The sequence below is a fragment of the Pseudomonas zhanjiangensis genome (assembly GCF_041027545.1).
Taxonomy (GTDB): domain Bacteria; phylum Pseudomonadota; class Gammaproteobacteria; order Pseudomonadales; family Pseudomonadaceae; genus Aquipseudomonas; species Aquipseudomonas zhanjiangensis.
This window is the reverse complement of record NZ_JBFTEG010000009.1, coordinates 165,765-177,562: the sequence shown is the minus strand read 5'-3', so window position 1 is coordinate 177,562 and position 11,798 is coordinate 165,765. Positions and strand designations below refer to the sequence as shown.

The 11,798-nt window shown below is 62.8% G+C and carries 10 protein-coding genes; 5 read left to right on the top strand and 5 right to left on the bottom strand.

All coding sequences use genetic code 11. From position 1 onward, the window contains the following. Positions 1-101 precede the first annotated feature (101 nt). The 5 genes from AB5S05_RS13020 (at position 102) to AB5S05_RS13000 (ending at position 5,630) form a co-directional block, all read left to right on the top strand. Complete coding sequence (locus tag AB5S05_RS13020; protein WP_369287958.1) at positions 102-1,313, top strand: mandelate racemase/muconate lactonizing enzyme family protein; 1,212 nt, start codon at positions 102-104, stop codon at positions 1,311-1,313. A 161-nt stretch (positions 1,314-1,474) separates the two neighbouring features. Further along, positions 1,475-2,476, top strand: coding sequence for an ABC transporter substrate-binding protein (locus AB5S05_RS13015; protein WP_369287957.1), 1,002 nt, complete (start codon positions 1,475-1,477; stop codon positions 2,474-2,476). Between the two features lie 56 nt (positions 2,477-2,532). Then, positions 2,533-3,396, top strand: a complete 864-nt coding sequence (locus AB5S05_RS13010) for an ABC transporter permease (protein ID WP_438943577.1) — start codon at positions 2,533-2,535, stop codon at positions 3,394-3,396. A gap of 12 nt (positions 3,397-3,408) precedes the next feature. Next, positions 3,409-4,461 (top strand): quaternary amine ABC transporter ATP-binding protein, encoded by a 1,053-nt coding sequence (locus AB5S05_RS13005; RefSeq protein ID WP_369287956.1) that lies wholly within the window; start codon positions 3,409-3,411, stop codon positions 4,459-4,461. Positions 4,462-4,628: 167 nt separating this feature from the next. Beyond that, a complete protein-coding gene (locus AB5S05_RS13000; protein ID WP_369287955.1) occupies positions 4,629-5,630 on the top strand; it encodes an ABC transporter substrate-binding protein in 1,002 nt (333 codons plus the stop codon). Positions 5,631-6,053: 423 nt separating this feature from the next. On the opposite strand, the gene AB5S05_RS12995 is transcribed toward AB5S05_RS13000, so the two are convergent. The 5 genes from AB5S05_RS12995 to AB5S05_RS12975 all read right to left on the bottom strand — a co-directional run bounded on the left by AB5S05_RS12995 (position 6,054) and on the right by AB5S05_RS12975 (position 10,938). Further along, the gene (locus AB5S05_RS12995) at positions 6,054-7,349 is read right to left on the bottom strand and encodes an MFS transporter (protein ID WP_369287954.1); all 1,296 of its coding nucleotides are present in this window, start codon (positions 7,347-7,349) and stop codon (positions 6,054-6,056) included. 122 nt (positions 7,350-7,471) lie between these two features. Further along, positions 7,472-8,356: an NAD(P)-dependent oxidoreductase gene (locus AB5S05_RS12990; RefSeq protein ID WP_369287953.1), complete on the bottom strand. Its 885-nt coding sequence runs from the start codon at positions 8,354-8,356 to the stop codon at positions 7,472-7,474. Between the two features lie 18 nt (positions 8,357-8,374). Next, positions 8,375-9,283 carry a DMT family transporter gene (locus tag AB5S05_RS12985; protein WP_369287952.1) on the bottom strand — a complete coding sequence of 303 codons (909 nt, stop codon included), beginning with the start codon at positions 9,281-9,283 and terminating at the stop codon, positions 8,375-8,377. Between the two features lie 99 nt (positions 9,284-9,382). Beyond that, complete coding sequence (locus AB5S05_RS12980; RefSeq protein ID WP_369287951.1) at positions 9,383-10,153, bottom strand: SDR family oxidoreductase; 771 nt, start codon at positions 10,151-10,153, stop codon at positions 9,383-9,385. Between the two features lie 29 nt (positions 10,154-10,182). After that, entirely contained in the window at positions 10,183-10,938 is a 756-nt protein-coding gene (locus AB5S05_RS12975; RefSeq protein ID WP_369287950.1) for a class II aldolase/adducin family protein, read from the bottom strand. Positions 10,939-11,798 lie beyond the last annotated feature (860 nt).

Sequence of the window (11,798 nt, the reverse complement as noted above, 5' to 3'; positions counted from 1 at the left end):
GGCTCGGCACTTGCCATGCAAGGGGCTCGGGCATCCGTTACCGCGACGCCAAGGAGCAAACCCTGCTGCTTGCGGTCACAGCATAGTGCCGTTGATGATGGTTGACAATCATCAATTATCGATCTACAAAGAGCACACGTTGCTACCGAACCTCGTCGATCGAAGGCACTGAACGCTCAACCCGGACGCTGGAGTTGCTTGTGAAAATTACCCGCATCTCGATCTACCGAAAGCCGCTCAGCTATGAGAGCGGCGCGTTCGCCTGGGGGCGCGGCAATGTGATCGAGTCGAGTTCATCGACGATCGTGGTGGTCGATACGGACGCAGGGCTGAGCGGCGTTGGCGAGTTTTGCCCGTGCGGAGAGAACTATATGGTGGCGCACAGCGAGGGCACCGAAGCCGCTGCTCGCCTGCTGGCACCGCGCCTGATCGGCGAAGATCCGCGCCAGCTATCGCGCATCGAGCGTTTGATGGACGGCGTGATTCTGGGACATGGCTATGCCAAGGCGCCGTTCGATGCCGCCTGCTGGGACATCCTCGGCAAAGCCACCGGACAACCCGTATGGATGCTGCTTGGCGGCAAGCTAACCGACGGCGCGCCCATGTACCGCTCGGCGCCCCAAGGGGCCGCGGCGCAGATGGCCGACGATCTCGAGCGCCTGCGCCACAACGGCTACCACCAGTATCAGATCAAGGTCGGTAACGACTGGAAGGCCGATGTGGAGCGCATCCGCGCCGTGGTACCGCTGCTCCAGAGCGGCGAAAAGGCGATCGCCGATGCCAATCAGGGCTGGTACATGGATGAGGCCATTCAGGTGGCCCGCGCCACCCGCGGACTCGACTTCATCATCGAGCAGCCGTGCCACAGCTACGAGGAATGCCTGCAGGTCCGCCGCTATTTCGATCAGCCGATGAAGCTGGACGAATGCATCACCGACCTGCGCATGGCCGAGCGGGTAGTGGCCGACCGGGCCTTCGAATACGTGTGCCTGAAACTGTCCAAGCAAGGCGGGCTATCCAAGGCCAAGCGCATGCGCGACTACCTGATCGACCACGGCATCAAGGTCGTGAGTGAGGACACCTGGGGCGGCGAAATCGCCACCGCGGCCGTGGCGCACTTCGCCGCCTCGACGCCGGCCGACTTTCTTCTCAACACCACCGACCTGCATAGCTACAACAAGGAGCGCACGGGTTCTCCGGCCCCTCGGGTGGCGCAAGGCAAGCTCTACGCCAGCGATATGCCAGGCCTTGGTGTGGAGGCCGATCTCGAATCGCTCGGCGCACCGGTCGCCGTTTATGGAAGGCAGATATGAGCGCCGAGGCTATGAGGTCGAAGAGGCCGGCGCCTTACTGAACCGCCGATTGCAGCGGTTCCACTCCCCAGTCGCTGTTATCGAGCTATGCATGGGACCCCGTGCCAAAAACGCGTCAGGCCCAGTGATAGTCAATAGAAAACAAGTACAAGAGGTAAATCATGAGCACATCCATCAAAACCCTCAGCGCGCTGGCCGCCTGCATCCTGTCCGCCAATGCGCTCGCGGCTCAAGGCAAATGCGAAATCGACGAGACGATCCAGATCGCCGATATGAGCTGGGCCTCGGCCTCGACCATTGCTCATGTGGAGTCGAAGATTCTCGAGCATGGCTTCGGCTGCAAGACCGAGTTCGTCCCAGGCGAGACCGTCACCACCGCCACCACCATGGTCAAGAAGGGTCGCCCGCACATCGCCCCGGAACTCTGGAGCAGCAATGCCAAGAAGCTGCTCGCCGAAGGTGAGCAGAAAGGCACCGTCAGCGTAGCCGGCCAGGTGTTTGCCGACGGCGGCGTTGATGCCTGGTGGGTGCCCGAATACGTCGTGGAGCAGTACCCGGACATCAAGTCGGTACAGGACATGGCCCGCCATGCCGAGCTGTTCAAGGCGTCCGGCTCGGACAAGGGGCGCTTCTACAACAGCATTCCCGGGTGGTCCAGCGAAGCGCGCAGCAGCAACCTGATGAAAGCTTATGGCCTGGATGAGCAGTACGACGTCTACTCGGCCGGCTCCGGTGCCGCTCTCGATGCGGCCATCGTGTCGAACTACAAGCGCAAAAAGCCGATCTTCTTCTTCTACTGGGCGCCCTCGGCGGTTCTCGGCAAGTACGACATGGTCAAGCTGGAGATGGACGCCTATGACCCGGCCAACGACTCCTGCAACGCCGAACCCAATTGCCAGGCACCGGCCAAGAGCGGCTTCCCTGTGGTTGAGGTGAACACCGTGGTGGCCAGCAAGATCAAGAACGACGCGCCGTCGATCTATCAGTTCCTGAGCAGCGTCCAGTTCGAGAACGACACCGTGAACAAGCTGCTGGCCTGGGGTGAGGACAACAGCGCCGACCCCGAGCAGACCGCCGAATACTTTCTGAAGAACCATCAGGACATCTGGACCGCCTGGGTGCCCAAGGATGTCGCCGACAACGTACTTGCCAAGCTCAAGTAACCACCAGCCACCCGGCGCGACGGCAGTCGCGCCCGACTGACGCGAGGCACTCCGCCATGTTTCCAGAACTGATAGACCCCCGTTACTTCCGGGGCGCCGTCGACGATGCCATCGAGCAATTCGTCATCCAGTGGGCGACCTTCCTCGAAGAGGCGTTCAATCCCTTCCTGCAATTGCTGGACTTCTTCGAGTCCCTGTTGCTGGGCAGCCCCTGGTGGCTGATCGTCGGCCTGGTTTCCGCCGTGGCCTATGCCAGCGCGCGCAAGCTCTCCCTGACCGTGGGGATCGTCGCCGCCATGCTCGCCATCGGCTTTCTCGGCCTCTGGGAAGACGGCATGCGCACCCTGGCGCTGATGCTGGTATGCACCCTGGTGGCCACCGTCATCGGCATTCCGCTGGGCATCCTGATGTCCTGGTCCAACCGCTTTCGCGCGCTGATGCTGCCGGTGCTGGACATCATGCAGACCATGCCCAGCTTCGTTTACCTGATCCCGGCCATCATGCTGTTCGGCCCTGGCAAGATTCCTGCGGTACTGGCCACCGTGGTCTATGCGGTGCCGCCGCTGATCCGCCTGACCGACCTGGGCATTCGCCATGTCGACGGCGAAATCATCGAGGCGGCCCAGTCCTTCGGCGCCAACCGCCTGCAGAAGTTGTTCTGGGTACAGATTCCCCTGGCCCTGCCGAGCATCATGGCCGGCATCAACCAGGCCACCATGATGGCCCTGTCGATGGTGGTGATCGCCTCGATGATCGGCGCCCAGGGCCTGGGCTTTCAAGTGCTGCAGGGCATCACCCGCCTGGAAGTGGGCCGCGGCCTGGTGGCCGGCCTGGCCATCGTCATCCTGGCCGTGGTCTTCGACCGCATCACCCAGGCCTTTGGCAAGCGCGCTCAGGCGCACCTGCACACCAACAGCTGATTGGGTAGGACTATGAGCAGCAATTACAAGATCGAGATCAAGAACATCTACAAGGTGTTCGGTGCGGATCCGACCGCCGCCATTGCCAAGATCAAGGGCGGCGCCAGCAAGAGCGAGATCCTCAAGCAGACCGGCAACGTGGTCGGCCTCAACGACGTCTCGATGGCCATCGAAGCCGGGCATATCCATGTGATCATGGGCCTGTCCGGCTCGGGCAAGTCGACCCTGATCCGCCACTTCAACCGCCTGATCGAGCCGACCAGCGGCCAGGTCCTGGTGGATGGTCAGGACGTACTGAAATTCAGCAAGAAGGAACTCGAGCACTACCGCCGGCACAAGGTCAGCATGGTGTTCCAGCGGTTCGGCCTGTGCCCCCACGACACGGTGCTGGCCAACGCCGCCTTCGGCCTCAAGGTACAGGGCGTGGCCCGCGCCGAACGCGAGGAAAAAGCCTGTTACTGGCTGGAGCAGGTCGGTCTGGCTGGGGTCGAGAAGCACTACCCGCGGCAACTGTCCGGCGGCATGCAGCAGCGCGTCGGCCTGGCCCGGGCGCTGGTCAACGACCCCGACATCCTGCTGATGGACGAGGCCTTCAGCGCCCTCGACCCGCTGATCAAGAGCGAGATGCAGGATCAGCTGCTGGTCCTGCAGAAGAAGCTGAACAAGACCATCGTGTTCATCACCCACGACCTCGACGAGGCGCTGAAGATCGGTGACCGCATCGCCATCCTCAAGGACGGCGAGCTGGTTCAGCAGGGCACCCCATCAGACATCCTGATGCGTCCAGCCACGGACTACGTCAAGGAGTTCATCGGCGGGGTCAATCGCTACAAGGCGATCCGCGTCAGCCACCTCGTGCGCAAACCGGCGCTGAGCATGGTCAATGCAGGCGATAGCGCCATTCCGCGCCGCGCCCCTGCTCAGCATGTGCTCCTGAACCAGTCGCTGGACGATGTGTTGCCGCTGATGATGCAGAGCGATGACGCCCTGGCGGTGCAGAACGACAAAGGCACGCTGGTCGGCTACCTGGACAAGGCCGATGTGATGGCCGCACTCAACCGCTGAGCATTCCGCTGCGCCAGCGCGCAGAGCGGCCGGGCCGTTAAAACCAGCCCGGCCAACATTCCCCAAACCAATTGGCAGCCAGCGCCCGCTGGCCGCCTCGGGTGCATCCGGCAACACCGCAGTACCGCAACATTCGTGAATACATCTACAACAACTAGAGGTGAAGCATGAATACACGCGCGAAAAAGCTCTCGTTCCTGGCCGCGTCTCTGCTCTCGGCCGGCGCGCTGAGTGCCCAGGCAGCCTGCCCGGTTGCCGAGACGATCCAGATCGCCGACATGAGCTGGGCCTCGGCCTCGGCGATCGCTCAGATCGAATCGAAGATTCTCGAACTCGGCTATGGCTGCAAGACGGAGCTGATTCCCGGCGAAACCGTCACCACCGCCACCACCATGGTCAAGAAGGGTCGGCCGCACATCGCACCGGAGGTATGGAGCAGCAACATTGCCACGCTGCTGGACGAGGGCGTGCAGAAGGGCACCGTGAGCATCGCTGGCAAGGTCTTCGCCGGCGGTGGAATGGACGCCTGGTGGGTGCCCAAGTACGTGGTCGATCAATACCCCGACATCAAATCTGTTCAGGACATGGCCCGTTACAGCCACCTGTTCAAGAGCCCGAATGGCGACAAGGGACGCTTCTATAACAGCCTCCCCGGTTGGTCCAATGAAATCAGGAGCACCAACCTGTTCCGCGGCTATGGCCTGGACCAGCAGTACGAGATCTACTCGGCAGGTTCCGGCGCCGCGCTGGACTCGGCAATCGTGTCCAACTACAAGCGCAAGAAGCCGGTGTTCTTCTACTACTGGGCACCCTCGGCCATCCTGGGCAAGCACGACATGGTCAAGTTGGACATGAACCCGTACGACCCGGCTAACGACTCCTGCAACGCCGAAGCCAACTGCCAGAACCCGAGTGCAGGCGGCTATCCGGTGGTCGACGTCAACACCCTGGTGTCGAGCAAGCTCAAGGATGGCGCGCCGGAGCTCTACCAATTCCTCAGCAAGGTCAGCTTCGAGAACGATACGGTCAACAAGCTGCTGGCCTGGGGCGAGGACAACAAGGCCGATCCCGAGGAAGTCGCCCGCCACTTCCTCAAGAACCAGCAGGATATCTGGACATCCTGGGTGCCGAAGGAGGTGGCCGAGCAAGTGATCGCCGGCCTCAAGTAAGACACAAACGACGGGCGCGACCCAGGTCGCGCCCGTCATTTGCCCTATGCCCTGACTCGCCTCACCACCCGACCTCCTCTTGCCGCTCGCTCTCGATGCCGTCTTCCCTCCATTCGATCATTGGCCTTGACCCTGCCTAGGGCGGGCTCACCTTCCTCTGCCGGTGCCCGATCGGGCAGCTACTCACTACATCCTGTATGCCGGCATAACGTCGCGCCCGAGCCACTGCGGCGAAACAATGAGCGCCTCATACAGCGCCGGTAAAATTGGCTGCGGCCACGACAACAGCGACCCTGATGCAATTGGCATTGGCCGCTGCCCGATGATGCGACACGAGTTACAGGTAGCCGCCGATGTGGCCGCTCGGGTGTACCCAACAGCCTGGCCAAGCTCCGTAACGCGACAGGCGTGCGGGGCCCAGCGTCAAGGCTGCGCCTGGCGTGTAGCCTCTGCCTGCCCGGCAGCGGCAGGTGTCTCTTGCTGCGCCGCAGGCTGGCCGCCCGCGGCCTCCTGAGCCATGGCCAGCACCACCTGGCTGGCCGCGGAGGCGAGCGGCACGCAGGTCCCCTGCTCGTCCAACGGCACGGGACGGCGCCGCGTCATGCGGTAGAGGGTGAACAGGCCGATGAGCAGGTGCACCGCCGCCAGGTAGAGGTAGAAACCATCGGCGCCGAGGCGCCCCATGCAAGCCGCCGCCAGGCTCGGCCCCAAGGCCGCGCCGACGCCGAATGCCAGCACCAGGTGACTGCTCGCCGCCACCATCTGCCGCGGAGTCAAGGCGTCGTTGGTATGGGCCACGCACAGTGAATAGAGCGGAAACGACAGGCCGCCGAAAAGGAAGGCGACAGCCAGCTGCGCCGACAAGCCAGTACTGGCCAGCGCCAGCAGCGCCATGGCGGCCGACAGTCCGCTCACCAGCAGGATCACCCGGCGCCTGTCGAAGGCATCCGAGAGGCGCCCGATAGGCCACTGCAGCGCCACACTGCCGACATAGACCAGACCCATGTACAGAGCGATGTCGTCCAGCCCCAGGCCGATCTGCTCGGCGTAGATAACCCCCATCCCCATAACCGCGCCGGTGGACAGGCCGGTGCCGACACAGCCGAGCAGGCCCAGGGGCGAGCGCCGATACAGGGCTCGCAGATTGAGGTGTTCGGACGCGGCAAAAGCCGGTGCCGGGCTGACGCTCAGCAGCACCGGCAACAGCGCCAGCGACACCAGCACGGTAATCAGGATGAACAGGTCGAAGCGCCCAGGGTCCGCCAGTTTGAGCAGCATCTGGCCGCCGGCCATGGCCGCCATGGTCACCACCATATAGAGCGACAGCAGGCACCCGCGCGTGGCGTTGCTGGCCACGTCGTTGAGCCAGCTCTCGGCGACGACGAACAGCCCGGCGATGCAGAAGCCGCTGACCAGGCGCAGGCCGCACCACAGCCAGGGGTCGATGAACAGCGGATGCAGCACCACCGCGCTCGACGCCAGGGAGGCCAGCGCGGCGAAGACCCGTACATGGCCGACCCGCGCGACCATCCTGGGGGTTAGGGTCGAGCCGGCCAGAAAGCCCATGAAGTAGACGCTCATCAACAGCCCGGCGACCTGGGTAGAGAAGCCCTCCAGGGAGGCGCGCAGGGCGATCAGCGACCCCTGGAGGCCGTTGCCCATCATCAACAGGCCCATGCTCAGCAACAGTGCCCCAGCCGCCCCCGCCCGCGTACTCATCGCCTTCTCCTGTCGCCCGGCCTCACCGGCCCATGGGATAAAAAAAGCCCTGGAATCCAGGGCTAAAAGCACCGAAGTGCCACTATGTCATTCATGAGCGAGCGCTGGCGCCCGCTCTGCGCTCACGCACGCAGGGGCTTGTCGTTGGCCTGCTCCAGCAGCTTGACCGCCATCAGGTGCGGCGCCTTGCCACCGAACTGATCGACCGCCTGGGCGTAGATCTTCTCGACCTGCTCGCACATCGGCAGTTCGGCCGAGACCTGGCCGGCCAGCTCCAGGGTCAGGCGCATGTCCTTGAGGGCCAGGCCCAGCTCGAAGGTCGGGTCGTAGTCGCCATTGAGGATGCTCGGGCCGTAGCGGTCGGCCACATAGCTGCGCCCGGTGCTGTTCTGGATAATGGCCAGCATCTTGTCCGCCGGCACCCCGCCCTTGACGCCAAGCATCAGCGCTTCGGAGAGGGCCACCGAATGCAGGTAGCAGAGCACCACTTGGGCGATCTTGGCGACATAGCCGGCACCGGCCTCGCCCAGATAGTCGATACGCTTGCCGATGGCCGCAAAAATCGGCTGACACTGCTCGAAGGTTTGCCGATCGCCCCCCACCAGCACCGTCAGGGTGCCGGCCGCCGCGCCCTCGGCACCGCCGGAGATGGGCGCATCCAGGGTGCGGATGCGCTTGGCGTCAGCCAGGGCACGCACTTCGCGCCAGACCTCCAGATTGTTGGTACTAAGCTCGATCCAGGTCGCGCCCTCGCGCATCAGCGCGATCAAGCCGTCTGGCGAGGCGGCAACCTGCTTGATCACGGCCGGGGACGGCAGCGAGGTCATCACCACATCGGTCTCGCTGACCGCCGCCTCCAGGCTCTCGGACCAGTGAGCACCGGCCTCGACCAGAGCCTTGGCCTTGTCCGGATCGACATCGTGGACATTCAGGTCGAAGCCGGCCTTAACCAGGTTGGCGGCCATCGGCGCACCCATGTTGCCCAGACCAATAAACGCGATCTTCATTACTCGTTCTCTCCCAAATCAGACAGTCAACTGTTTACGTAAAGGACTTGCGCCTATTGCATAGAGGCCACCGGCGACCACCAGCGCAGCACCGGCCAAGGTCCATGCATCGGGAAACTCCCCGAACACCAGCAAGCCAATGAGCATGGCGAACACCAGCAAGCTGTAGTTAAAAGGTTGCAGGACCGCGGCCGGGGCATACGCCAGCGCCTTGATCAGCAACAGGTGAGCGGCAATGCCGCTGACCGACAAAATGCCCATCAACCCCCACTCCTCAGGGGCGGGGTCCCGCCAGGCCGGCAGGCCGAAGGCACTGGAAGCCAGCGCACCGACCACGGCCATGTACAGCATGTTGGTGGTGAAGCCGTCCGTTTGGCTGACCCGGCGGGTAACCAGGTTGTAGACGGCGAACGACAGAGCCGCCGACAGTGGGATCAACGCGGCGGGCTCGAACAAACCGAGCCCCGGGCGCAGGATCACCAGGGTACCGAGGAAACCGACCGCCGCCGCCAGCCAGCGGCGCAGGCCGACAAACTCCCCCAGCCACAGCCGCGCCAGCGCCAAGGCCAGCAGCGGAAAGATCGCAAAGAGCGCGTGACTCTCGGCCAACCCCAGATAACGCAGGCCCAGGCTAAAGATGGCGATCTCGCCCACGGCCAGCAACGAGCGCAACAGCTGCAGCCAGGGGAGACCGCTGCGCCATGCCGCGCCCACACCGCCGTGCCAGTGGCAGTAAACCAGGGCGAAAACGACGAACAACCAGTAGCGCAGCATGACGAACTGGGCGACGGCAAATTCCTGCACCAACACCTTGGTGATGGCGTCCTGACTGGCGAATACCAGCATCGCCAGCAGGCACAACCCGATGCCACGGGCCACACCGGGCTCCGTGCCATCAGCCCGCGCCTTCACCAGTGCTTCGCTCATCGCTACTCTCCCACGCGCCTGTTGCGCTCGCCATTCGGTTACCCGCCTGCCGGATCAAGGCCAATGACTCAGGGGGCTGCCTTACGACGGCCCCTAGGATCACTGACGCGGATAGAGGGTTTCCGTGTGCCCATCGACGCCGACGATCTGACCCGAGACGTGCCGGCCATAATCGGAGCAGAGGAAGCAGATCATGTCGGCGATCTCCTCCGGGTCGACATAGCACTGCATGGACACGCCGATGCCATAGAGCCGGCGGACTTCTTCGGGATCTATCCCTTCCGCCTCGGCATGGGCCTTGATGACCCGCTCCATACGCTCGCCGTTGACGTTGCCCGGCACGATACCGTTGACCCGAATGTTGTCCGGGCCCAGCTCCATGGCCAGGGTCTTAGTGAAGCCGGTGACCGCCCACTTGGCCGCCACATAGGGACTGCGATTGGGGAACCCCATGATTCCGGCGGCCGAAACCAGATTGATGATCACCCCGCCCTTCTGCTGGCGGAACACTGGGACGGCGCGCCGCGCGCAATAGAACTGCGAGTCGATGCACACGCCCATGGTGGCGCGCCACTCCTCATTGGTGACCTTCTCGACCGGCTTGGTCGGCCCGCCGATGCCGGCGTTGTTGACCAGAATGTCGAGACCGCCTGGCAGGATCTCATCGAACATGGCATCGACTGCGTCCGGGTTCGAAACGTCGGACACGAAGGTCTTGATGCCATCGGGCAGGGTCGACAGCGCCTGCTCGTCGACGTCGCAGGTGAACACCTGGGCGCCGAGCTTGTGCATGGCCAGCGCCGTGGCGCGGCCCATGCCGGCACCGCCGGCGGTAATGAAGGCGCGCTTACCTTGTAGGGAAACGTGCATATCGGACTCCGATCAGGAAATGGCTGGGCTCAGTACTTGTAGGACGGATCGATGCGGTCGACCTGGCGCAGCAGCGCCGGCCACTCGTACTTGCCGGGAACGAAGGCTTCATACTGCTTGGCCGCCTTTTCCCACATGGCCGGGTCGGTCTCGGCCAACGGCAGACCGGTAGCGCAGGCCTGCAGCATGTTGGCGCAAGCGCGCACCAGGTAATGCATGTTCATGAAGGCCTCGCCGGCCGTCTCGCCTACGGTGAGGAAGCCGTGATTGCGCATGATCAGGCACTTGTTCCGGCCCAGGCTCTCGGCGATGCGCAGGCTTTCGTCGGTGTCGACCGACAGACCTTCCCACTCGTGGTAGCCGATCTTGCCGTAGAGCATCGAAGAGTCCTGCACCAGGTGCACGACGTCTCGAATCGCAGTGGCAGCCAGGCCGGCCGGGGCATGCGAGTGGAATACAAACAGCGCGTCGGGGATGGTCATGTGGATGCCACGGTGAATCACGAAACCGGCGGTGTTCACCTCGGGCGGGCCGTCCAGCACGTTGCCGTGCTCGTCGATCTTGATCAGATTGGAAGCAGTGATCTCGGTGTTATGCAGGCCAAAATGATTCATCAGGAAATGATGATCGGTGCCAGGCACGCGCGCGGTGATGTGGTTCCAGACGATATCGTCGTAACCGTAGACATTGGCCAGGCGATGCATCGCCGCCAGGTCGACACGGACATTCCACTCGTCCTGGGTAAAGCGCGGCTTGGCCGAAGTGGCCCGTTCGAATTCTGCCATCTGTAAATCCTCCGCTAACTGTCACTGCATTGGGGAATCCGCACTCGCTTGGCGGCATGGGCAAAAACTACCACCATGGTTAATGGTTGACAATCATTTATTAACAAGAAGAGTCTCGCCCTTGCGCTATGCCCTTGGCGCACCGCGATCACGGCACGAATAGCGGTCCACGAAACGGAAAAGAGGGTGTCCGATTTTTTGTGTAACCGGCTCATGAGCGACACTCCCTAGGTGGCACGATCTGATTCGATGGCTTTGCTGAGTCTGTGGTCGGCGCATTGGCTCCCCGCTGCGGCCTGCAGGCTTCGCCATTTCGCACTGCGGAATGGAAGGGCTGAATGCCAGGGTAGCGAGGCTTAGGCAGTTTTTGCGGCATGCGCGGGATTCCAGGGCATGCTGACCTGCTTCATTAGCGCCGCTGAAGGTAGGCGAGCCCTCCGGTTGTGACTCGCACCAGCAGCATGCCTCGGTAGTGGTGTCGGCGCGCCTCAACCACTGCCGAATCCGCACGCTGACTGTTTCTTGTTCAGTGATAGTGGCGGCTGCGGCGGCGAGACCAAGGCAAACAGATGAGTACCCATCTGAGTACTTTTTGATGTTTTACAAAAAGATAGCGCCTTTATTTGCAGGGCATATGGGCTATCGGTTCGACTCCTGGTGCCGGCACCATCCAAATCTACGACTTAGGCTCACCTCACGGTGGGCCTTTTTCGTTTCTGAGGCGCTTTCGTATCTGTTTGCTGCCTATCAAGGCAGTAAGCAGGCAATAGCGAAGCGGCACCCAACAGACTCGCAACGACTTGAGCGGATCTCCCCGGTAGAGCTGGTGATCACCGTCCAGGAAGACTACGAACAGGAAC

Bases quoted from the DNA above. Each gene is read 5' to 3' on its own strand.
- AB5S05_RS12975 (WP_369287950.1), bottom strand. From the start codon at position 10,938: ATGGCAGAATTCGAACGGGCCACTTCGGCCAAGCCGCGCTTTACCCAG.
- AB5S05_RS13005 (WP_369287956.1), top strand. From the start codon at position 3,409: ATGAGCAGCAATTACAAGATCGAGATCAAGAACATCTACAAGGTGTTC.
- AB5S05_RS13015 (WP_369287957.1), top strand. From the start codon at position 1,475: ATGAGCACATCCATCAAAACCCTCAGCGCGCTGGCCGCCTGCATCCTG.
- AB5S05_RS12985 (WP_369287952.1), bottom strand. From the start codon at position 9,283: ATGAGCGAAGCACTGGTGAAGGCGCGGGCTGATGGCACGGAGCCCGGT.
- AB5S05_RS12990 (WP_369287953.1), bottom strand. From the start codon at position 8,356: ATGAAGATCGCGTTTATTGGTCTGGGCAACATGGGTGCGCCGATGGCC.
- AB5S05_RS13010 (WP_438943577.1), top strand. From the start codon at position 2,533: ATGTTTCCAGAACTGATAGACCCCCGTTACTTCCGGGGCGCCGTCGAC.
- AB5S05_RS13000 (WP_369287955.1), top strand. From the start codon at position 4,629: ATGAATACACGCGCGAAAAAGCTCTCGTTCCTGGCCGCGTCTCTGCTC.
- AB5S05_RS12980 (WP_369287951.1), bottom strand. From the start codon at position 10,153: ATGCACGTTTCCCTACAAGGTAAGCGCGCCTTCATTACCGCCGGCGGT.
- AB5S05_RS12995 (WP_369287954.1), bottom strand. From the start codon at position 7,349: ATGAGTACGCGGGCGGGGGCGGCTGGGGCACTGTTGCTGAGCATGGGC.